23 protein-coding genes are annotated in these 21,943 nt (G+C 59.1%); 14 read left to right on the top strand and 9 right to left on the bottom strand.

The window, feature by feature from the left end; genetic code table 11:
* Positions 1–10: 10 nt before the first annotated feature.
* Entirely contained in the window at positions 11–736 is a 726-nt protein-coding gene (locus BN77_RS00530) for a heme-copper oxidase subunit III family protein (RefSeq protein WP_007527341.1), read from the top strand.
* A 9-nt stretch (positions 737–745) separates the two neighbouring features.
* Complete coding sequence (locus tag BN77_RS00525) at positions 746–1,081, top strand: cytochrome C oxidase subunit IV family protein (protein ID WP_007527339.1); 336 nt, start codon at positions 746–748, stop codon at positions 1,079–1,081.
* A 33-nt stretch (positions 1,082–1,114) separates the two neighbouring features.
* On the opposite strand, the gene BN77_RS00520 is transcribed toward BN77_RS00525, so the two are convergent.
* The gene (locus BN77_RS00520; protein ID WP_007527337.1) at positions 1,115–1,612 is read right to left on the bottom strand and encodes a tetratricopeptide repeat protein; all 498 of its coding nucleotides are present in this window, start codon (positions 1,610–1,612) and stop codon (positions 1,115–1,117) included.
* 21 nt (positions 1,613–1,633) lie between these two features.
* Positions 1,634–2,608 (bottom strand): MBL fold metallo-hydrolase, encoded by a 975-nt coding sequence (locus BN77_RS00515; RefSeq protein ID WP_007527334.1) that lies wholly within the window; start codon positions 2,606–2,608, stop codon positions 1,634–1,636.
* 210 nt (positions 2,609–2,818) lie between these two features.
* Here BN77_RS00515 and BN77_RS00510 point away from each other — a divergent pair, with 210 nt between their 5' ends.
* Positions 2,819–3,616, top strand: coding sequence for a sigma-70 family RNA polymerase sigma factor (locus BN77_RS00510; protein WP_007527332.1), 798 nt, complete (start codon positions 2,819–2,821; stop codon positions 3,614–3,616).
* Positions 3,613–4,428 (top strand): anti-sigma factor family protein, encoded by an 816-nt coding sequence (locus tag BN77_RS00505; protein ID WP_040676568.1) that lies wholly within the window; start codon positions 3,613–3,615, stop codon positions 4,426–4,428. Before BN77_RS00510 ends, BN77_RS00505 begins: the two co-directional genes overlap by 4 nt.
* Before the next feature lie 60 nt (positions 4,429–4,488).
* On the opposite strand, the gene BN77_RS00500 is transcribed toward BN77_RS00505, so the two are convergent.
* Entirely contained in the window at positions 4,489–5,235 is a 747-nt protein-coding gene (locus BN77_RS00500; protein WP_040676565.1) for a YebC/PmpR family DNA-binding transcriptional regulator, read from the bottom strand.
* Positions 5,236–5,409: 174 nt separating this feature from the next.
* On the opposite strand from BN77_RS00500, the gene BN77_RS00495 reads away from it, so the two are divergent.
* On the top strand, positions 5,410–5,913 hold the full coding sequence (locus BN77_RS00495; protein ID WP_007527326.1) for a pyridoxamine 5'-phosphate oxidase family protein: 504 nt from the start codon (positions 5,410–5,412) through the stop codon (positions 5,911–5,913).
* A gap of 316 nt (positions 5,914–6,229) precedes the next feature.
* Here the strand turns inward: BN77_RS00495 and BN77_RS00490 are convergent, their stop codons facing one another.
* The 6 genes from BN77_RS00490 to BN77_RS00465 all read right to left on the bottom strand — a co-directional run bounded on the left by BN77_RS00490 (position 6,230) and on the right by BN77_RS00465 (position 11,843).
* Complete coding sequence (locus tag BN77_RS00490) at positions 6,230–7,066, bottom strand: MBL fold metallo-hydrolase (protein ID WP_007527324.1); 837 nt, start codon at positions 7,064–7,066, stop codon at positions 6,230–6,232.
* A gap of 119 nt (positions 7,067–7,185) precedes the next feature.
* Positions 7,186–8,010, bottom strand: a complete 825-nt coding sequence (locus BN77_RS00485) for a TIGR00282 family metallophosphoesterase (RefSeq protein WP_007527321.1) — start codon at positions 8,008–8,010, stop codon at positions 7,186–7,188.
* A 2-nt stretch (positions 8,011–8,012) separates the two neighbouring features.
* Entirely contained in the window at positions 8,013–8,600 is a 588-nt protein-coding gene (locus BN77_RS00480) for a 5-formyltetrahydrofolate cyclo-ligase (protein ID WP_040677484.1), read from the bottom strand.
* Positions 8,601–8,923: 323 nt separating this feature from the next.
* A complete protein-coding gene (locus tag BN77_RS00475; protein ID WP_007527317.1) occupies positions 8,924–9,808 on the bottom strand; it encodes an NAD-dependent epimerase/dehydratase family protein in 885 nt (294 codons plus the stop codon).
* On the bottom strand, positions 9,805–10,626 hold the full coding sequence (locus BN77_RS00470) for a glycosyltransferase (protein WP_007527316.1): 822 nt from the start codon (positions 10,624–10,626) through the stop codon (positions 9,805–9,807). Before BN77_RS00470 ends, BN77_RS00475 begins: the two co-directional genes overlap by 4 nt.
* Positions 10,623–11,843 carry an NAD-dependent epimerase/dehydratase family protein gene (locus BN77_RS00465; RefSeq protein ID WP_007527314.1) on the bottom strand — a complete coding sequence of 407 codons (1,221 nt, stop codon included), beginning with the start codon at positions 11,841–11,843 and terminating at the stop codon, positions 10,623–10,625. Before BN77_RS00465 ends, BN77_RS00470 begins: the two co-directional genes overlap by 4 nt.
* Positions 11,844–11,962: 119 nt before the next feature.
* Here BN77_RS00465 and ybgC point away from each other — a divergent pair, with 119 nt between their 5' ends.
* The 9 genes from ybgC to ftsH all read left to right on the top strand — a co-directional run bounded on the left by ybgC (position 11,963) and on the right by ftsH (position 21,758).
* The gene (gene ybgC / locus BN77_RS00460; RefSeq protein WP_007527312.1) at positions 11,963–12,427 is read left to right on the top strand and encodes a tol-pal system-associated acyl-CoA thioesterase; all 465 of its coding nucleotides are present in this window, start codon (positions 11,963–11,965) and stop codon (positions 12,425–12,427) included.
* Positions 12,428–12,859: 432 nt separating this feature from the next.
* Entirely contained in the window at positions 12,860–13,579 is a 720-nt protein-coding gene (tolQ, locus tag BN77_RS00455; RefSeq protein WP_028749424.1) for a protein TolQ, read from the top strand.
* A gap of 29 nt (positions 13,580–13,608) precedes the next feature.
* Positions 13,609–14,064, top strand: coding sequence for a protein TolR (gene tolR / locus BN77_RS00450; protein ID WP_208856448.1), 456 nt, complete (start codon positions 13,609–13,611; stop codon positions 14,062–14,064).
* An 8-nt stretch (positions 14,065–14,072) separates the two neighbouring features.
* Positions 14,073–15,209 (top strand): hypothetical protein, encoded by a 1,137-nt coding sequence (locus BN77_RS00445; protein ID WP_007527307.1) that lies wholly within the window; start codon positions 14,073–14,075, stop codon positions 15,207–15,209.
* Between the two features lie 21 nt (positions 15,210–15,230).
* Positions 15,231–16,541, top strand: a complete 1,311-nt coding sequence (gene tolB, locus BN77_RS00440; protein WP_007527305.1) for a Tol-Pal system beta propeller repeat protein TolB — start codon at positions 15,231–15,233, stop codon at positions 16,539–16,541.
* Between the two features lie 156 nt (positions 16,542–16,697).
* Positions 16,698–17,228: a peptidoglycan-associated lipoprotein Pal gene (gene pal, locus BN77_RS00435; protein ID WP_007527302.1), complete on the top strand. Its 531-nt coding sequence runs from the start codon at positions 16,698–16,700 to the stop codon at positions 17,226–17,228.
* Positions 17,229–17,388: 160 nt separating this feature from the next.
* On the top strand, positions 17,389–18,393 hold the full coding sequence (gene ybgF / locus BN77_RS00430; RefSeq protein WP_007527300.1) for a tol-pal system protein YbgF: 1,005 nt from the start codon (positions 17,389–17,391) through the stop codon (positions 18,391–18,393).
* Positions 18,394–18,440: 47 nt separating this feature from the next.
* Positions 18,441–19,727, top strand: a complete 1,287-nt coding sequence (gene tilS, locus BN77_RS00425; protein WP_007527297.1) for a tRNA lysidine(34) synthetase TilS — start codon at positions 18,441–18,443, stop codon at positions 19,725–19,727.
* Between the two features lie 99 nt (positions 19,728–19,826).
* Positions 19,827–21,758 (top strand): ATP-dependent zinc metalloprotease FtsH, encoded by a 1,932-nt coding sequence (ftsH, locus tag BN77_RS00420; RefSeq protein WP_028749419.1) that lies wholly within the window; start codon positions 19,827–19,829, stop codon positions 21,756–21,758.
* Positions 21,759–21,943 lie beyond the last annotated feature (185 nt).

Genomic DNA, 21,943 nt, shown 5'->3' with positions numbered 1-21,943 from the left:
GGGGTGGACGATGGCTGAACTGACCCGAATGGAAACTGACGACGTAGCCATGGGGCCGCCCACCGGCCTGCGTGGAGTGGCCGCCGACTTTGCCTCGGACCAGCGGGCGTTCAAGAATGTCTCCTGGGGCAAGGCGATGATGTGGATCTTCCTCCTCAGCGACACCTTCATCTTTGGCTGCTTCCTGCTGGCCTACATGACAGCCCGTATGTCGACGCCGGTTCCATGGCCCAATCCGAGCGAAGTCTTTGCGCTCAACATCGGCGGACGGGAGATCCCGCTGATCCTGATTGCGATCATGACCTTCATTCTGATCAGCAGCAGCGGCACGATGGCCATGGCCGTTAACTTTGGATATCGCCGGGAGCGCGGCAAGACGGCTGCCTTGATGCTCCTCACCGCGGCGCTCGGTGCCACCTTCGTCGGAATGCAGGCGTTCGAGTGGACGAAGCTAATCACCGAAGGCGTTCGCCCCTGGGAAAATCCGTGGGGTGCGGCGCAGTTCGGGTCATCCTTCTTCATGATCACCGGCTTTCACGGCACGCACGTGACCATCGGCGTCATCTTCCTGCTGATTACCGCGCGCAAGGTATGGCGTGGAGACTTTGACACTGGCAGGCGCGGTTTCTTCACCAGCCGCAAGGGCAACTATGAGATCGTCGAGATCATGGGACTTTACTGGCACTTCGTCGACCTCGTCTGGGTCTTCATCTTCGCGTTCTTCTATCTGTGGTGAGGTTGCATTATGGCGCAGACACAAGCACATTCCGGCCAACAGCATCCGATCAGACTCTATCTCGTTGTCTGGGGGTTGCTGTTCGTTCTCAGCACTTTCTCCTATCTGGTCGACTACTTCGGCATTCAAGGATATCTGCGCTGGGTGCTCATCATTGTCTTTATGATGCTGAAAGCCGGGCTGATCGTTGCGATCTTCATGCATATGGCGTGGGAGCGGCTGGCGCTCGTCTACGCGATATTGCTCCCGCCGCTGCTCGTTCTGGTTTTCGTGGCAATGATGGCATCCGAGTCGCACTACACGATCTTCACCCGACTTGCCTTCCTCGGGGGCGCCGGTTCCTGACATCGCCTGTCTAGGGCCTGCTCCCTTTGATTATCAATTGCCTGGCGTCTGCGCGATCTTTGCGGCGATCGCCTTGGCGAGATCGTCGCGCTCTTCGCAGCCGTTCGGGCAGAGCGTCGTCAGTCGTGTGAGCTGCTCGTTTGCCTTGGCCATATCGCCGGTCTCGACGTAAAGCTCGCCCAGATACTCCCGGGCCGCCTTGTGGTCGGGCGCAAGCTCCAGCGCCTTGGTGTAATAGGTCAGCGAGGTCCTGTAGTCGCCGGTCTTTCGCAGGGTAAAGCCCAGCAGATTGTAGACGTCTGCCTGCTGTGTATTCTCCGCAAGTCTGCGAAGCTCGTCGCGCGCCCCCTGATAGTCCCCAGCAGCGATCTTGGCGCGCGCCTGCGTCAGATCTGGCGCATTGGTGGATTGGATATTGTCGATAGCGAAGGCCGGAACGGCGGTCAGTGCCGAGATTGCCGAACCAGCGGCGAAGACCGCGTCTAAGCCTATGACGCCCAGAACGGCGACGTTAGCGATATATCTTTTCATGGCGATAGTCTCCTCGGCCTCTCAGGCCTGTTTGGTGGGGGCGAAGGCGTAGGCGTTGCCGTCCTTGACGAACGTCCCGGCGCCCGGAAATGGAAAATGTGAGCCGCAGATCGCGATCCTGTCTGCAATGACGCGGTCGATGAGCTTGCGGCGTGTCGAGATGGCCATCGACCCATCCTGGTCGTAGGCCCCCTGCCATTCCGGGTGCGGGGCGAGCAAGGCTGGCACGTACATGATGTCGGCAGACACCATCAGCTGTTCGTTTCCTGCGTCGACCAGATAGACGGAGTGACCAGGCGTATGTCCCGGTGCCGACATGATGCGGATGCCGGGCGCTACCTCAGCGCCGTCCTCGACGAGTTTCCAGTTCTGCCATTTCGGGAACACGTTGACGATGCGCTGGCCGGCAGGCTTCCTACTTTCGGCGAGCTTTTCGACGCGGCCTGGTTCCGTCCACCACTTATACTCCGTTGCGTTGACGATCAGTTCGGCATCGGTAAAAACGGCCGCGTTGGTGTCTTTCTCCATCAGGCCCCAGACGTGGTCCGGATGGAAATGCGAGATCATGATCGTGTTGATCTTCTTGTAGTCGATGCCTGCTGCCGCCATGTTGGCGGGTAGGTGCGTGGCATTCGCCTGCCATTGGCCGACACCTGATCCGGCATCCATCATGATTAGCCGGTCTCCCACGCTGAGAACGACGACGGTGAGCGGGATCGGCATGAACTCGGTCGGCAGACCGGCCTTGGCGAGAGCCTCCTTGGTGTCTTCGATGGAGGCATTCTTGATGAAGGCCGGGTCGTGCTGCTTTCGCCAGATACCGTCGTAGATGGCGGTGACCTCCACCGATCCGACCCTATATCTGTAGAATCCGACGGTCGGCTCATCGGGCGTTCCGGCAAAGGCCGGCCAAACGAATTCCAGTTTCGAAGCAAGGCCGAAAGCCGCGCCAGCGGCGGCGGTGCCGAGAACGGTTCGGCGTGTCATGGTGAACATCGCAAGTCTCCTCTTGTCGCGTGATATCCGCCAGCGGCGGCAGAGCTTGGCTGCGGCCACTATCAGACAAGATCGGGGGTCTCCGGCAGTTATTCCCGGTATGTTGGGCAATCCTCCTAAGTCGATGAAATCGATGGGAGTTTTTTTGGAGCGCGCCTTTCGTCAACGTTTCTTGCAAAAAAATCGGCGGCCGGACGGAATAAAATGACGATGGGTGCGATCTATCTTGCCGAAGGTATGCAGGCGGTCCGACGCGGTGGGTGGGACCCGGGAAAGACGATGACAAAGGCTGAGATCGCGGATTTCCTTTCATTGGAAGACCGAAACACGCCATGGGGCGTTGATCGGGCGATAGCCTGTGCCACGCAGGCGGCCCTATCCGCGATTTTTGGCGTGTCGTTGGAAATGACGCGACCGCTGCTCGAAGCGGCGGTGCGCACGCCCGCCGCTTCGACCGAAACGATGCAGCGCTTTCAGAAAACCATCCTGCCGCAGCTTGACAACGCCTATAATTTTGCTCGTTTCCTCAGCCGCGATGCCGATGCCGCGGGCGATATCGTACAGGAAGCCTTTCTGCGCGCCTATCGGAATTTCGAGAGCTATCGCGGCGGCGATCCGCGTGCCTGGATGTTTTCGATCATCAGGAACTGCTATCGCGCCTGGCTGTTCAACCGCCGACAGAAGGCCGGTTTCGAGGTGCCGATGGCCGAGGATGCCTGGGCCGGCGACACGGATTCCGCGACTTGCCAGATTGCATCCGACGATGACACGCCGGAAACCTCAGTCATCCGTAAGAGCGAGTCTGAACGCGTGCGGCAGGTCATCAGCGATCTTTCCGACCCGATGCGGGAGGTGTTGGTGCTGCGGGAGCTCGAAGGCCTTTCCTACCGGCAGATCGCAGAAGTTATCGACGCGCCGATCGGCACGGTTATGTCCAGGCTTGCGCGAGCGCGGGAGGAGTTCGGCAAGGCCTGGATGACCTTGGAGAAAGGCGGGGTAGCGCCGTGAGCGATGAAAGCCAAAAAGGCTGCCCCGAGTGGAGCGACATGTTGCACGGTTTGGTCGACGGCGAGCTCGATTCGATTCATTCGGCGCAATTCGAGGAGCATCTTGCCGGCTGTGCCTCATGTAGCGCTGCGCTGGAAAGGGTGACCGCACTGCGGGAGGTCATCGGCGAAGCCGGGGTCAAATGGCGGATGCCGGAAGAGGTCCGTTCGCGCGTTCTTGGCAGCCTTTCGCTGGAGAATGCCGCGCATCCGCAGAAGTTGGTTATGTCTGAAGACGGCATCTGGGCGCAGATTATCACATTCATTCGGCAATGGAGTCTTCTGCCGTCGCTTGCCGCGCTGGCAGCAAGCGTCTTCCTTTTCATTAACCTGCCGCGCGGCGTAGATATCGAGGATCAAATCGTTGCCAGCCATGTCCACTCATTGCTTGCCGATCATCTGGCTGATGTGCCGACTTCGGATCGTCACACGGTCAAGCCCTGGTTCAACGGCAAGGTCGACTTCTCGCCGCCGGTCGTCGATCTGGCGGCGCAGGGATTTCCCCTGGTCGGGGGCAGGGTCGATTACATCGGCGGAAGGGTCGTCGCGGCGCTTGTCTACCGGCTCCGCGGCCACGTGATCAATCTGTTCATATGGCCGGGTGCGGCGACGGCACAGGGCAGTGCGGAACGCGAGGGATACCATATCAGCGAATGGTCGAATGGCGGACTGGTCTTCTGGGCGATATCCGATGCCAGTGCCGAAGATCTTGCCGTTTTCCGTAAGAATTTCACCGCGCAAGCCAGCTTGGCGCCCGAAAAGGAGCGTCCCTGAAACGAAAGCGCCGGCAGGAGCAATCCGGCCGGCGCCTAAAGCGATCATTCCTTGGCGGCCTTAGGCCGAAAGCTTAGCCAACACTTCTTCATCGACTTCAAAGTTCGAATAGACGTTCTGAACGTCGTCATCATCTTCGAGGCTGTCGATGAGCTTTAGTAGCGACTGTGCCTTTTCCTCGTCGACGGGCACATTGTTCTGCGCCCGCCAGATCGCCTTAACGGTCTCGGCTTCGCCGAGCGACCCTTCAAGGGCTTTGGCGACTTCACCGAGAGATTCGAAGGCGGTTGTGATGTAGTGGCCTTCTTCGTCGGTTTCGACGTCGTCGGCTCCGGCTTCGATCGCGGCTTCCATTACCTTGTCGGCATCGCCAGCGGCAAGCTTGTAGGTGATCTCGCCGACGTGATCGAAGGAGAAGGAAACCGAGCCGGTTTCACCGAGGGCACCGCCGGCCTTCGTGAAGATCGAGCGGACGTTCGAGGCAGTACGGTTGCGGTTGTCAGTCAGCGCCTCGACGATGATGGCCGTGCCGCCCGGGCCGTAGCCTTCGTAGCGGACTTCATCATAATTCTCGCCGTCGGCGCCCGCCGCCTTCTTGATGGCGCGGTCGATGTTGTCCTTTGGCATCGACTGAGCCTTGGCGTTCTGGATCGCCAGGCGCAGGCGGGCGTTCATCGCAGGGTCGGGCAGACCGGCCTTGGCCGCAACCGTGATTTCGCGTGCGAGCTTGGAGAACATTTTCGACCGCACGGCATCCTGACGGCCCTTGCGATGCATGATGTTTTTAAACTGTGAATGGCCAGCCATGGCACCCCTGTTCACGTCTTATTGTCGGAATGGGCCGCCTTATAAGAGCGAAATGGGCTGCATTCAAGGGAAAACGGCTTCGTTCCGCCTCTTGCCTATCGCATCCGGAATTGGGGAACAAAGCCCGAAAGTTGACGTTTCAAAGTACGGACCCTCGAAACGGAAGGAAGTGCTATGGCTAGTTTCAACGAGGCGCGGGAACACCCGGCACGCCAACTCTGGGATCAGGTCAACGACGTTTACGCCGGTATGCTGGGGATAGACGGTGTGGATATGCATATGCAGCCGATGGCTCCGCATGCCGACCCGAAGACCAACACCATCTGGTTCTATACCAAGTCAGACGCAGGGATCGCGCGCGCCATTAAGCCCGGCACGCGGGCACATTTCTGCGTCATTGGTAAGGATCACGACTACCACGCCTGTCTGGCTGGCAAGATCGACGTGCGGCCCGACCCATCCAAGATCGACGAGTATTGGAACTCCATCGTCGCCGCTTGGTACGAAGACGGGAAAAAGGATCCAAAGCTGACGATGCTTGCAATGCACGTCGACGATGCCGAGATTTGGGTCTCAACGGGCAGCAAGCTGAAGTTCGGCTGGGAGATTGCCAAAGCCAATCTCGACGATGACAAGACACCCGAGGTCGGCATTAGGCAGCATTTGCAGTTCGCTTGAGAACTAAACGCGGCGCGATCATAACCTAACTTTGCACTAAAGGCACTGGCGCTGTCCTTAACGGCAGATGCAGCCCCATCTTGGATCTGTCGATCCGTGAGGCGGGTGCCTTACAACATAAGCGCTAAACGGCAGCCCTCCAGTGCAGATGCCTGCGCAAGTAATCGTCCCGAGCCGCCGCTCCTGGTTCGACGAGACGCTCCAAGTCAATAATAGAACGACGGATCGATGGTATTTTTTTTCGATCGCCGACAGCGCGTGATTCCGGGGGCAATTCCATTGGCAATCCTGTCGAAAGGGCGGGTAATCGGGTGTTTTACTGCATACCTTTCGCGACATAGATCAGCGGCTTTTTCGGCAAGGTGCGCAGTGATACCGAAATTGTGTTGGTCGGCGCGTAGCTGATGTCGAAATCGGGTCCGAACATCGACAGGAAGCTTTGCAGTGGCCTCGGCTGATGCATCGGCAGGATCAGGGAAGCGCGCAGGCGCTTGATGACGCGGCTCATACTGTCGGAGCCCATCGTCAGGCCACCATCTACAGGAACCATTACGATGTCCAGCCTGCCGATCTCGATGTAGTGGGCATCCGTTAATTCGTAATGCAGATGGCCAAGGTGACCGATGCAGAGACCAGCCACCTCGAATATGAAGATCGAGTTCCCATCCTGCTGCGGCGCGCCGAAGCCGCCCCTGATATCCGTGGTGACATTGCGGATGTAGGTGTCGCCAACGACGAGATCGATCTTGGCCTTCTCGCCCGGTACGTCGCTCCATCCATGTAACACGTATTTGATGGCCGGGTCGGTCACCAAACTATAGTGCGATGAGTGCGCGCGGTTCATGGTGACGACCATCGGCACCCGTGGTGGCGAGTACCAGCCGCTATAGTCGGTTGCGATCGTTACGCCGCCCGGCGTTTCAATGAGGAAGGTGGAGTGTCCGATGTAGGTCAGCGTAACTGACTGGTTGGTGGCTCCCGCACCGATGATCGGCGCTGGAACTGTAAAACTGGCAAAGGTTGCTTGCGGTATCGATTGGGCGATAGCCTGGCACTGGCTGACGTGTCTTTGCTCCTCCTGGGCGACAGCTGCCTGCGCGGCCGTCGAGACTATCAGGCAGGCGATTGCGTAGACAAGAAAACGCGGCTCCATGCCACTTCCTCCACCGCTCTCATGCGTAGGTTCGGGAGGATGTGGCAAGGCGCCGCAGCGGTCCAGTTGAAATCCGGAGCCGCTGCTCACTTTTGCGTCATGGAAGGCGCCTGCCTACGTTAGCGCCAGAATGTCGGAAGGGTTTCGGCGAGCCGAGGTCCGAGGCGCAGCGGAGCGATCTTTTCAGCGAGCCCGGTTGCATCGGATATTTCTACGGCCACGCCACAAACGGTGGCGGGACCAGTCGCCGCCTCCATGCGGCCTTTCGGCATCTTGGAGATGAAGCGGTTCAGCGGCTCCTCCTTGTCCATCCCGAGTGAGGAATCGTAGTCGCCGCACATGCCGGCGTCCGACATGTAGGCCGTGCCGCCGTTCAGGATCTGATGATCGGCGGTCGGGACATGGGTATGTGTGCCGACGACCAGGCTGGCGCGGCCGTCGACGAAATGGCCGAAGCATTGTTTCTCGCTGGTCGCTTCGGCGTGGAAGTCGAAGATAATCGCATCCGCCTGCTCCTTAAGCGGGCAAGCATCTAGGATCGCTTCGGCGGATTTGAAGGGGTCATCGAGTTCGGGATGCATGAAGACGCGGCCCATGACATTTGCGACCAGCACGCGTGCGCCGTTACGGGCATAAAAAAGGCCGGAGCCGCGACCCGGCGTGCCCTGCGGGTAGTTCGCGGGTCGCAGGAACTGGTCGTGACGTCCGGCGAACGCGACCGCTTCCTTCTGATCCCAGACGTGGTTGCCCGTCGTCACCACGTCGGCGCCGGCGTTGATCGTCTCGAGGAAGATATCCTCGGTGATGCCGAAGCCGCCGGCGGCGTTCTCGCCGTTGACAACGACGAAATCGAGCTTCAGGTCAGAAATAAGGCCGGGGAGGCGGTTCCAGACGGCGGTGCGTCCGGTCTTACCCACAATGTCACCCAGAAAAAGCAGTCGCATTGCTATCCAATCCAAGAGGCAAAAAAGCGCAGGCCGCTTTCCGTCAGAAGGGCGTCCAGACTGACATCGTGCGGCTCGTCGGGCACATGTGCCACTTCCTGGCAGTCGAATGCAATGCCGATCAGCTTGGGATGCAGGCCTTTTTGCCGCAAACTCTCGATGGCGCGGTCATAATACCCGGCGCCATAACCGATGCGGTGGCCGCGATTGTCGAAGGCGGAGAGCGGCACCAACATGATTTCCGGGTCGAGGACAGCAGCGTCCGCCGGGGGACCAGATGTGCCGAAGCCTGTGCTCACCAACGGCACGCCGCGCACGAGCTCGCGAAAGACGATCGTCTGCTTGTCAAGGATTGCGGGCACGCAAAGCCGTGCTCCACGCGCCTGGAACCGCGCCATGAGCGGCCGGATGTCGGCCTCGGAGCGGATCGGCAGAAACCCGGACACGATTGTGCCAGGTTCGAATGCGACGGCTTCGCCGGCATGCTCGGCCATGGCCAGGCTCATCTCGATGCGCGTGTCTTGCGGGATCGCGTCGCGCAGCGCGAGCCGGCCAGTACGCATTTCGGCTTTTAGTTCCTTCGGGGTCATGCGGTCCATCACGTTGCCTTCATCAGACGATAATGGTCTGGCTGGCCATTTCAACGGGACAATGCGACCTTTAACCGTCCGCCTGAACCGATCAGGTCAAATCGTGATGCTGATTGGTTTGGCTCGGGCCTTACCATCAAGCGCATGTGCGGTTGCGCGTCTGCTGGCCTGTCTTTTGCACAGGTTGCGCATCGGCTTGGGCGTTATCTGCCGGTCCTCTCGCAACATGGCCTTGAACTATTCCATCGACTTGTGATCTTCGGGGCAGATACCCGCTATCTGAAACTTCAGGCTTGCGTGTGCCTGTGCGTTATCCGTACCATCTATATGCCGCTAGCAAGCGTGTTGATAGTCTCATTGAACAACGGCATGCCGCCTGGCGACCAACCGAGAGCGCGGATTTTCGCCGTATCCATCGGCGTAAGCTTTGACTTATCAGCAGGAAGCGGAAGCCTGTTCACGCAATCGCGTTCCCAGCGAATATGTTCCAGGATGTCCCAGGTATCCAGTGTGATATCGGAGACATTGAAGGTCTCGCCGGAGATGCGCGCGGCGTCTGCCTCAAGCATCAGCCGCACGGCCCTGCCGACGTCCCTTCCATGGACCTCGGTTCCGGCACGTGAAGGCAAGGGACGACCGGCGAGGTAATCGTCGATTAGCTTATCCCATTTGTTGGGCCGAAGGTTGCCGTAGACGCCCGTCAATCGCAGGCTGACCGTTGCGAAACCAGGCGCCGCAAGATGCGCGAGGCTGCGTTCGGCATCCCGCTTGACTTCACCGTAGAGGCTATCGGGCTTGTCTTCCATTCCTTCTTTCAACGTGGTTCCCGGTGCATGCTCGCCGTAGGCGGCGCGGCTGGAAATGAAGATGCAGCGCCGGGCGCCGGCGCGTTTCGCTGCCTCGCAAAGCTGGACGGTGCCGTCAAGGTTGAAGCGCCTGAAGGTTTCCGGATCGTTGCCCTCGCCGCCGCGGTATTTGCCGGGCAGGTGGTGGAAGGCGGCGTGCACAAAGAAATAGGCTTCGTCGAAGGCTTCGAGATGATCGCGTGCCGGATCGAGCGAGAGAGCGGCGAACTCCACCGGACGTGAAAACAATCGCGGGTGCGGCGCGTGGCGGCCGCCGATGATCACGGTATAGCCGGCGGCGAGCAGTTCTTCGACGATATAGCGCCCGACGAGGCCTGTTCCGCCTGATACCAAAACCTTCATGGTGTCTCTTCAGGGTTCGCCATTGTCGATAGATCCTGCAGGTTATCGCCGGCGTAAAACACGTGCCACAGCTCGATCAGCGGCCGCAGCTTATCGGCCTTCGGGTGATTCGTTTCCCATGGTTTTTCGTACTGGTAGTGCAGGACGTAAATGCTCTGCCAGTCCCAAAGTCGGGGCATGGTGAACCATACATACTGGAGCATGTTGAAATAGACCGGCAGGCCGTGCCAATCCGGGAAAAAATCCTGCAGGAATGTCTGGTCCGTCCGCTTCCAGAACACCGCCGGCCGATCCAGTCGCTCAAGCATGCGTTGGAATGTCTTTTCGGACGGCTGCGCGACGAAGACGCCGGAATTCAGCCGGTGGAAGTCCGCAAGGGAGCCATAGACGTTAGGGGCGGCGGAAAACTCAGGATAGCGGAATAGTTTGTCGATGTTGCGCAGCACGATCGCATCGGCATCGATGAAGACGCAGCTGGTGTATTCGATCAGTTGCCAGAGGCGCAGCTTGCAGAAATTATCGAGCGGCGAGTGAAATGCCGGCTTGCGTCCCTTCGTGAAGGGGGCCGCGGCGTGCAGATTGGATCGAGCATGACGCTCATTGAACTCGGCCGACAACGGCAGATGCTCGACCGGTTTTAGGCGACAACCGTATTGTAAGAGCGGGGCAAGTCTGGCGTCGTCAACACCCTCCGTATAGAGGACGACAATATCGGCTGAAGTGCCGGTACGGCGCAACGATGCTGTGAGCGCCTTGGCGCCCATGGCGTAATCGTCGTTGGTAACGAGAGTGACAAAGGCGTGTCGTGGCTCACTCATGAAACGGACTTAAGCCTTTTGCCTTCTGGATCATGGTTGATTGTAGCGGCAATGTCTTTCGTCCAAGCGGAAACGGCAGGCACGCGCGACCGGTCAACGCGATAGGCAAATTTCTTGGCGACATCGACGATCTCGCTCAGAAGGCCTGCATGAAGGGTGATTGGATCAAGACCGAGATTGCGGAATTTCTCGTTCCTGATGATGAGTTCGTTTTCCAGGGCTTCCTTGCGTGGGTTCGGCAGCCAGGCGATTTCGGCGCCGGTCATCTTGGCGATCATTTCCGCCAAATCGCGCACCCGATGCGTTTCTGTCACCTGGTTGAAAATTTCGACACGGGCGCCACGGGCAGGCGGGTTGTTTAGAGCAAGCTCGATGCAGCGCACCGAGTCCTGGATGTGGATGAAGGCGCGGGTCTGGCCGCCGGTGCCGTGGACGGTCAATGGATATCCGATCGCCGCCTGGATGAGGAAGCGGTTCAGCACGGTCCCATAGTCGCCGTCATAATCGAAGCGATTGACAAGCTGCGGATGCAGGTGCGTTTGCTCGGTATGCGTCCCCCAAACGATCCCTTGGTGCAGGTCTGTGATGCGCAGACGGTCGTTCTTGGCGTAGAAATGAAAGAGCAACTGATCCAGGCATTTGGTCATGTGATAGATTGAGCCGGGATTAGAGGGATACAGGATTTCCTGGCTGACGGTCTTGCCAGTCGCCGTCTCGATGCCAACCGGCAGATAACCCTCGGGGATCGCCACCCCGACCGTCGAATAGCCGTAGACTCCCATCGTGCCAAGATGGATCAGATGCGCGTCGAGCTCGAGTTCGACGAGTGCATTCAGGAGGTTATGGGTGGCATTAACGTTGTTGTTGACGGTGTAGTTCTTGTGGCGGTCACTCTTCATCGAGTAGGGGGCGGCACGCTGCTCAGCGAAATGAATGACGGCATCTGGACGGTTCTCGGCCAACCATTTCTTCAGGAGTTCATAGTCCTTGGCGAGGTCGATCAGGTTGAAATGGATGCGCCGCCCGGTTTCGGCGTGCCAGATGCGCGTGCGCTCCTGGATCGAATCCATCGGTGTCAGGGATTGCACGCCGAGTTCGGTGTCGATCCACCGCCGCGAGAGGTTGTCGAGAATATGGATCTCGTGCCCCGCGTCGGAAAGATGCAATGATGTGGGCCAACCGATGAATCCGTCTCCGCCCATCACTGCAATCTTCATCGCATCGTCTCCTGCTTGATTGTTTCTGTCAAAAATTACTTAGGAACCGTGACAATTGTTCAATGCTTGCAAGGCGGAAAGTCTTCAGCCAAAGAGGGCGCGTGACTTTGGAGAAAATTATGGCGGACAACGGTTTTTCGATTTCGGGTGAACTCACGGAAACGGGTCACCGGCTCCTGCAGCGGGTCTATTACGAGGACACCGATTTCTCGGGCCTCGTTTACCACGCCCGTTATCTGCACTTTCTCGAGCGCGGCCGCACCGACTACCTCCGTTGTCTCGGCGTCGAGCAGCGTGAACTCATAAATGCCGACGATGAGGGGCTTGTCTTCGTTGTGCACCGTATGGAGATCGACTTCAAGCAACCGGCACGAATGGATGACGTCCTCACGGTGCTGACGCACACCGAAAAAGCAGGCGGCGCCAAAATGGTCCTCAATCAGGAGATCCGACGCGGCGAAGCGCTGCTGATCGCCGCCAAGGTGATCATCGCCGTCATCAACGCCAATGCCAGGCCGCGACGATTGCCGGAGACACTCGCCGAGAAATTTCTCGAAGGCAGCAAGCCGCTCCGCGGTCTGTGAGCCTTTGCCGCGCGCTTTATGATCAACACCCTGCGCGTGCGGCGATTCGCCTGGGTTGATCGCAACGCCAGCAAGACGCGGGATTGCGGTCTTGCATAGAGATGAGTTGTCTGAAGGAATTCGTGCGCTGGAAGTGCTGCTGTGGTCATCGACCTAGATCTGACCAAGTAATCCAAGGGATAATCTTTTGCCCGTAGTTTCGCGGTCATGATCCGGCGCTAACGAACTATTAACCATAATAGTGTCTTACTCGGATTGTCAGAGTTTGTGCGGTGCACGCCTTCCTTTGACCAAATTTGACGGCAAGGAAGGCGGATAAGAGCTTGGAAGCTTGACCAGGGCTTTAGGCGGCGGCGGCCAAACACTTCTTGCGAGATCACTTTGTGCCGCCCGGTCAAGTGCCGGGCGTTTGGATTCGGGGATTTTGGATCAATGGAACAAGTAGGATTGGCAGCAGCAACGGCCGACGTCAGCCTCTGGTCGCTGTTTATGCAGGCGGGCCTCGTCGTCAAGCTGGTCATGCTGGGGCTCATCGCAGCCTCGGTCTGGACCTGGGCGATCGTTATCGACAAGTATCTGGCTTACGGCCGCGCGCGGCGACAGTTCGACAAGTTCGAGCAAGTGTTCTGGTCGGGCCAGTCGCTGGAAGAGCTTTATCGCACGCTGTCGGAACGCAACAACACAGGCCTTGCCTCGATCTTCGTCTCGGCCATGCGCGAATGGAAGAAGTCGTTCGAACGTGGTGCGCGCTCCCCGATCGGACTGCAGATGCGCATCGACCGTGCCATGGACGTCACGCTCGCTCGTGAATCCGAGTATCTTTCGGCCCGTCTCGGCTCGCTTGCCACTATCGGTTCGGCTGGCCCGTTCATCGGCCTCTTCGGTACGGTCGTCGGTATCATGACCTCGTTCCAGGCGATCGCCGGCTCGAAGTCAACGAACCTCGCGGTCGTTGCTCCCGGTATCGCGGAAGCGCTGCTTGCCACCGCAATCGGCCTTGTTGCCGCTATTCCGGCAGTTATCGCCTACAACAAGTTCACTGCTGATGCCGGCAAGCTTTCTGCTCGCATGGAAGGCTTCGCGGATGAATTCTCCGCCATCCTTTCGCGCCAGATCGACGAGAAACTGCAGCCGCGTCAGGCCGCGCAGTAATCGACGGGAACGGAGTAAACGATATGGGTATGGGTGCTCCAAGCGGTGGCGGTAGCGGCGGTGGCCGCGGGGGGCGTCGTCGCGGTGGCCACAGGGGTGGCGCCATCTCCGAAATAAACGTGACGCCGCTCGTCGACGTCATGCTCGTGCTTTTGATCATCTTCATGGTGGCTGCACCGATGATGACAGTCGGCGTCCCGGTCGACCTACCGGAAACACAGGCCAAGGCACTGAATTCCGAAACGCAGCCGATCACCATTTCCGTCAAGAATGACGGCCAGGTCTTCCTGCAGGAAACACCGATCCCTGTCGGCGAGATTGCCGCGAAGCTCGAGGCGATCGCAACGACGGGCTACAATGAACGCATCTTCGTTCGCGGCGACGCGACCGCGCCTTACGGCGTGATCGCCGACGTCATGGCCCGCATCCAGGGTGCCGGCTACAAGAACATCGGTCTCGTGACGCAGCAGAAGAAGGACCAATAGCGAACGCTATGAAGGCCAGTATCGTCACATCTGCGGCTCTGCACTGTGCACTGCTTGCCTGGGCGCTGATTTCGATCGGCTCCCCGGAGCAGTTCAAGGTCGAGGATTTCGAGGCGATGCCCGTTGACCTCGTTCCTGTTGAAGAAATGACGCAGATGCAGCAGGGCGACAAGACGGCCAAGCCGAGTGAAAGGCCGGCTCCGAAGCCGACCACCAGGCCAACCGAAGTCGCGAACGCCGAGAACATGGGCGATAACAAGGTCGACCTTAAGACGCCGCCTGTCCCGAACGCCAAGCCCAGCAACAATGAGAGCGCTGCTGCCCCGAAGGCAGCCGAAAAGCCTCTTCCGCAGAATGATCCCGTGCCAAACGAGGTGAAGGAGATCATAAAGGAGGAGACGGATGTCGAGCCGAAGCAGGTCGCTTCCATCACGCCGCCAAAGCCCGAGATCACGCCGCCGACACCAACTTCGCCGAAGCCCGAGGAAACCTCCCAGGAACAGCCCGAGCCACCGAAGCCGGACGCCGAAGCGCTGCCGGACAAGGTCCCGACTCCGGTCGTGAAGCCCCAGCCGAAACCGCCGGAACAGAAGCCGGCCGAAAAGCCCCCGGAAAAAAAGACCGAGGACCAGGCGAACGCAGACGAAAAACCGACGGACAAGAAGAAGGCCGACAAGAAGCAGGAGAAGGCGAAGTCCGCCTCTTCGAAGCAGAGCGATTTCAACGCCGACGATATTGCGGCTTTGTTGAACAAGCAGGATCCGTCGTCCGGTGGCGCCAAGCGCTCGACGGAAGTTGCCTCGCTCGGATCGAAAAAGGCGTCCAACGGCTCCAAGCTCTCGATGAGCGAGATGGATGCGCTTAAGAGCGCCATTGCGGGCAATTGGTCTGTCATTCCTGGAATGGAAGGCGCCGCTGACGTGCGTATCAAGGTCACCATGAAGCTGGACCGGGATGGCAACATCGTCGGCGAGCCGGAAGTGGAAGCCACCGGCGGCACCAATGATTCGACCCGCCAGGCTCTCAAAGGCGGAGCCTATCGCGCCATCATGAAGTCGGCCCCATTCTCGAACCTGCCGAAAGATAAATACGACGCCTGGAACGAGGTCGTCGTCAACTTCGATCCTAGCGATCTAGCCCTTTAAAATGCTGAAAGGCTTGCCCTCATGACCAAGTGTTCCCTCATTCGCGCCTTGATGGTCGCCGTTGGCATGATAACCACTGCGGTTGTCGCCACGCCGGCCAACGCGCTTGTCGAAATCAACATCAACAAGGGCAATGTCGAACCCCTGCCGATCGCGATTACCGACTTCCTGCAGGGCGACATGGGCGCGCAGGTTTCACAGGTGGTCGCCGCCGACCTTCAGCGCTCCGGCCTTTTCAAGCCAATCGACAAGAACGCCTTCATCGAGAAGATATCCAACCCGGATGCCGCTCCGCGCTTCGAGGACTGGAAGGTCATCAATGCGCAGGCACTCGTCACCGGCCGCGTGACGCAGGAAAGCGACGGGCGCCTTCGCGCCGAGTTCCGCCTGTGGGACACGTTTGCTGGCACGCAGATGACGGGCCAACAGTTCTACACCCAGCCTGAGAACTGGCGCCGTGTGGCCCACATCATTGCCGATGCGATCTATAAGCAGATCACCGGCGAGGAAGGCTACTTCGATACCCGTGTCGTGTTCGTCTCGGAGTCCGGTACCAAGCAGGAGCGCAAGCGCCAGCTCGCCATCATGGACCAGGACGGCTACAACGTCCGCATGCTGACGAACGGCAGCGACCTCGTTCTGACGCCGCGCTTTTCGCCGAACCGTCAGGAGGTCACCTATATGTCCTTCGCCAACCAGCAGCCGCGGGTTTACTTGCTGCAGCTTGAGACGGGGCAGCGCGAGGTGGTCGGCAACTTCCCCGGCATGACTTTCTCGCCACGCTTCTCGCCCGACGGTCAGAAGGTCGTCATGAGTCTTCAACAGGAAGGCAACGCGAACATCTACACGATGGACTTGCGGTCGCGCACCACGACGCGCCTGACGTCCACTGCTGCGATCGATACCTCGCCGTCCTACTCGCCAGACGGCAACCGGATCGTCTTCGAAAGCGACCGCGGTGGCCACCAGCAGATCTATGTCATGAACGCTGATGGCTCCGGCCAGACGCGCATCTCCTTCGGTGACGGCAACTACTCCACGCCGGTCTGGTCTCCGCGCGGCGATCTCATTGCCTTCACCAAGCAATCCGGCGGCAAATTCTCAATCGGCGTGATGAAGCCGGATGGTTCGGGCGAGCGCATCCTGACCACGGGCTTCCACAACGAAGGTCCGACCTGGGCGCCGAACGGCCGCGTGATTATGTTCTTCCGCCAAGCCGCAGGTGCCGGTGGGCCGCAGCTCTACTCGATTGATCTGACGGGTTACAACGAGCAGCTCATCAAGACCCCGACCTACGCGTCGGACCCCGCCTGGTCGCCGCTCCTTGAGTAGAAAAGCCTGTGGACGTGCCTTTTTGTCGCCGCAAAAATCCCTGATTGGGGCGACTGAGGGACAAATCAACCACCTGTTAACCATAATTCTTGAATGCCGATTAACCCAACGAGGTTACAGTCCGGCAACCTTAATCAAGTCGCAAGGAGACCGGCCATGAGCCGAATTCACACCCCGGCAATGAGCCGCATGCAGAATTTCGCCCGTAACCCCGTCATGATCGCGCTTGTCGCCGGTCTCGCTCTGGCCGGTTGCGCCAACAAGAAGAACATGGCCAATAGCGCCGGTGATCTCGGCCTCGGCGCCGGCGCTGCGACGCCTGGTTCGGCACAGGACTTCACCGTCAACGTCGGCGACCGCATCTTCTTCGACACCGACTCCACCTCGATCCGTGCGGACGCTGCCCAGACCCTCGATCGTCAGGCGCAATGGCTCGCGCGTTATCCGAAGTACGCCATCACCATCGAAGGCCACGCCGATGAACGTGGTACGCGCGAATACAACCTCGCTCTCGGTGCCCGTCGTGCTGCCGCCACCAAGGATTACCTTGCTTCGCGGGGCGTTCCTGCGCAGCGCATGAAGACGATCTCCTACGGCAAGGAACGCCCGGTCGCCGTCTGCGACGATATTTCCTGCTGGTCGCAGAACCGCCGTGCCGTCACCGTTCTCGGTGGCGCCGGCATGTAATTGCCGGGATATATTACAATTTCGAAAGGCGGCTCCATCGCGGGTCGCCTTTTCTTTTTGAACAAACTTTGGCCAGTTTCCGTTGCTTTTTGAAAGTAATTGGAAAAATCTCCTGTTCGTGCCAAAGGGCGCGAAGAATCACTGGGACAGGACGAACCATATGAAAAAACTTGTCGTTGCGGGCATGCTGTGCCTCGCGGCCGTGGCCGTGGCGGGCCAATCGGCGAATGCGACGTCGCTTTTTGGCTGGCAGATCGGCGGCAAGGCCGCGGAGCGGCCGCCGCAGGCACCGGTTGTAAATGTGCAGGCCGGCGGCGCTGAAGTTCGCATCCAGCAGCTTGAAGAGCAACTGCGGCAGCTGAATGGTCGTATTGAGGAAATGAGCTTCCAGCTCCTGCAGATGCAGGAAACGATCCGCAAGGCGCAGGAAGACAACGAATTCCGCTTCCAACAGTTGGAGAAGGGCGGCGGAGGCAGCAGTGCCGGTGGCAGCTCCAAAACCATGAAGAAGAGCGAGGCCGACGCGCCTCCTCTGGTTCAAGGTCAGGGCAACGGCGATGATGTTGCTCGTGTCATCCAAGCACCGCAGGGGGCCGAAACGGCTCCCTCGACCGATGTCCCGGCGAACAGTGGCCTTGGGCAGCCGCCCAAGCAGCTCGGTTCGATGCAGTTCGACCAGAGCGGCAACCCGATCGGTGGCTCCGTCAACGAGAGCGCCACGGTAGGATCTGGCCCACTTCCGGGCGTCGATTCAGGCCGTTCCTCGCAGACCGCCTCGCTCGGCAGCGAAGCTGACCAGTACAAGGCCGCCTACGGCCACGTGCTCTCCGGCGACTATTCCACGGCCGAACAGGAATTCACCCAGTATATTGCTCAGTACCCGAGCAGCGCTCGCGCACCCGATGCCAATTTCTGGCTTGGCGAAGCGCTCTACTCTCAGGGCAAGTACAACGAGGCGGCCAAGACATTCCTCGATGCACACAAAAAATACGGCAACTCTGAAAAGGCCCCGGAAATGCTGCTGAAGCTCGGCATGTCGCTCGCAGCGCTCGACAATACGGAAACTGCGTGCGCCACCCTGCGGGAAGTCTCGAAGCGTTATCCGAAGGCTTCGCGTGCCGTCGTAACCAAGGTTGCCAGCGAGCAAAAACGTCTCGCCTGCTAGGTCTTCCGGTTTTGTGCCCGGTCGGCCCACTTCTACCAGAGACGGCTGTGCGACGTTTCCTTGACTCGCTGATCAAGCCAACACGCATCCTTGTTGCGATCTCTGGCGGAAGCGATTCAACCGGCTTGCTTCTGGCGCTCGTCGAAGCTCTGAAGGCCACTCCCAATTCTTCAATGTCGCTTTGTGCCGTGACCGTCGACCATGCGTTGCGGACAGAATCTGGCGATGAGGCGCACCAGGTGGCAGCCTTCTGCAGGTCGCTTGAAATTCCCCACTTGATCAAGGTTTGGCAGGGCGAGAAGCCAAAAGCCGGCATGATGGCGGCAGCACGTGACGCCCGCTATGCGTTACTTTCCGATGCCGCCGAAAACATGAATGCTGACATTGTCGTGACTGCGCACACGGCTGATGATCAGCTTGAGACGCTCGCCATGCGACGGGAACGCTCGGAGCAGCCAAGCATTGGCATTGCCGACCTCCTCCTTTTCGACCGACGCCTGTGGATTGCCCGGCCGTTGCTGGGCTGCCGACGGGAGGCGATCCGCGATTACCTTCGCGCACGGCACGTGGCCTGGATCGACGACCCAAGCAACGAAGACCTGAAGTACGAGCGTGTCCGCATACGGTCGCGCCTTAAAGAGGGTGACATCGTTGCGAATACTGATGGGGCAGGGGAGTTGCGCTCGGGTATCGCCACTTTGGCCGCGCGATGGTTGGATCGGTATTTTGTTTTTCATTCTCCCTGGATCGGCCATCTTGTTCAAGCTGGGCTTCTGGCCGAGACTGAAATCCTCAGCTATGCCGTGGCACGTCTTGCGGCAGTGTTTGGCGGGCAGCCGTTCGCACTTAGCCGAAAGCAGACGGAGGACGTACTGGCTTTCATAAGAAGGGCCGAGCCGGGCCGGATGACTGCGGGCAGGGTGGTGTTCGACCTGCGGCGCGACGGGCTTTTTCTTGGTCGCGAAGACCGTGGCATCTTGCCGTTGACGCTGGCAACCGGTGCAAGCGGTGTCTGGGACGGCCGGTTGCTCATTGAAAACGCAGCTCCCATGGACATCGGCATCGTTGCTGGTAGAGCCGAAGCGCAGACCACTCACCTGCCTAAGGGTGTTGTCAGACGAGCCCTTGCGACGGCTCCCCGGATCGTGGACATGAGAGGGCACGAGGCTTCCGTTAAGGTTGCGGGGAAAGTCCGCGTTACGCCCTATTTTTCGCCCTTCGACCGTTTTTTGACACGATTTGATTTCATCTTCGCTCAAAGCCTTGCGGCTGCATTTGGAGCACGCCCCTATCCAAAACCGCCTTTAGGTCTTATTGACGGAAAATCTATCTAACAGTCCAGTTTGCCTTGGCATTCACCTGAGGCAATCCTATGTTAGAGGCCATATAAAGACGGCTGCCATGAGGCCGCTGTTCCAGTGCTGGGGAGTTCGATGAACCCTAACTTACGTAATTTCGCCTTATGGGCAATCATAGCGCTTTTGCTGATTGCCCTGTTCAGCATGTTCCAGACATCGCCGGCGCAGACCAGCTCCCGCGAGATCCCCTATTCGCAGTTCCTCCGCGAAGTAGATGCGGGTCGCGTCAAGGAAGTCGTCGTCACGGGCAACCGCGTCGCCGGCACCTATGTTGAAAATGGCACTACCTTCCAGACCTATACGCCTGTCGTTGACGATAACCTGCTCGATCGGCTGCAGCAAAAGAACGTTCTGGTTTCGGCCCGCCCGGAAACTGACGGTTCGTCCGGCTTCCTGAGCTATATCGGTACCCTCTTGCCGATGCTGCTGATCCTTGGCGTTTGGTTATTCTTCATGCGGCAGATGCAGGGGGGGTCTCGCGGCGCGATGGGTTTTGGCAAGTCCAAGGCCAAGCTTCTCACCGAAGCGCATGGTCGAGTGACATTCGATGACGTGGCAGGCGTCGACGAAGCCAAGCAGGATCTCGAGGAAATTGTTGAATTCCTGCGCGATCCGCAGAAGTTCCAGCGTCTCGGCGGCAAGATTCCGCGCGGTGTGCTGCTGGTTGGCCCTCCGGGCACTGGCAAGACGCTGCTCGCCCGCTCGGTTGCCGGCGAAGCCAATGTGCCGTTCTTTACGATCTCGGGTTCGGACTTCGTTGAAATGTTTGTCGGCGTCGGCGCAAGCCGTGTCCGCGACATGTTCGAACAGGCCAAGAAGAACGCGCCTTGCATCATCTTTATCGACGAAATCGATGCCGTCGGCCGCCATCGTGGCGCCGGTCTCGGTGGCGGTAACGATGAACGCGAGCAGACGCTGAACCAGTTGCTGGTCGAAATGGACGGGTTTGAGGCGAACGAAGGCATCATCCTGATTGCCGCCACCAACCGTCCCGACGTTCTCGATCCGGCGCTTTTGCGACCGGGCCGCTTCGACCGCCAGGTTGTCGTTCCGAATCCGGATATCGTAGGTCGCGAGCGTATCCTCAAGGTTCATGCTCGCAACGTGCCGCTGGCACCGAACGTCGACCTCAAGGTTCTGGCTCGCGGTACGCCCGGTTTTTCGGGTGCAGACCTGATGAACCTCGTCAACGAAGCCGCCCTGATGGCCGCACGCCGCAACAAGCGTGTGGTTACCATGCAGGAGTTCGAAGACGCCAAGGACAAGATCATGATGGGTGCCGAGCGCCGCTCGTCCGCCATGACCGAGGCCGAAAAGAAGCTCACCGCCTACCACGAGGCCGGTCACGCGATCACGGCGCTGAACGTTGCCGTTGCCGATCCGTTGCACAAAGCAACGATCATTCCGCGCGGCCGTGCTCTCGGCATGGTCATGCAGCTCCCCGAGGGCGATCGCTACTCGATGAGCTACAAGTGGATGGTCTCGCGCCTCTGCATCATGATGGGTGGTCGCGTTGCCGAAGAACTGACCTTTGGCAAAGAGAATATCACCTCGGGTGCATCGTCCGACATCGAGCAGGCGACCAAGTTAGCACGTGCTATGGTGACCCAGTGGGGCTTCTCCGACCAGCTCGGTCAGGTGTCCTACGGCGAGAACCAGCAGGAGGTCTTCCTTGGCCACTCCGTTTCGCAGACGAAGAACGTTTCCGAAGCAACAGCGCAGAAGATCGACAATGAAGTACGCCGCCTGATCGACGAAGCTTATCAGCAGGCCCGCGATATCCTGACTGAGAAGCACGACGAGTTCGTCGCGCTTGCCGAGGGGCTGCTAGAATACGAGACGCTGACGGGCGAAGAGATCAAGGCGCTGATTCGTGGCGAGAAACCCTCGCGCGATCTCGGCGACGATGCGCCGCCCAGCCGCGGTTCGGCAGTGCCGAAGACGGGTACGCGTCCGGTTGCGAAGGGTGATGAGCCGGAAGCCGGTCTGGAACCCCAACCGCATTGATTTGTTTTGAAAACAAGTGAGAAGGCCGGGGTCCGTTTGGACGTCGGCCTTTTGCGTCGGTAACGCGATGTAATGGGTTTTCTTGCTAATTTACGTGATGGTGACGGCGATTTATGTCATGCCGGTGACATAGGGAGGCTCATTTGAGGCTCTTGTAGCGACGTTCCGCATTTGGCGGCGTGATT

Origin of the sequence: Rhizobium mesoamericanum STM3625 (assembly GCF_000312665.1) — a bacterium.
Taxonomy (GTDB): domain Bacteria; phylum Pseudomonadota; class Alphaproteobacteria; order Rhizobiales; family Rhizobiaceae; genus Rhizobium; species Rhizobium mesoamericanum.
The sequence above is the reverse complement of the archived record's forward strand: the minus strand, read 5'-3'. Positions and strand labels throughout refer to the sequence as shown.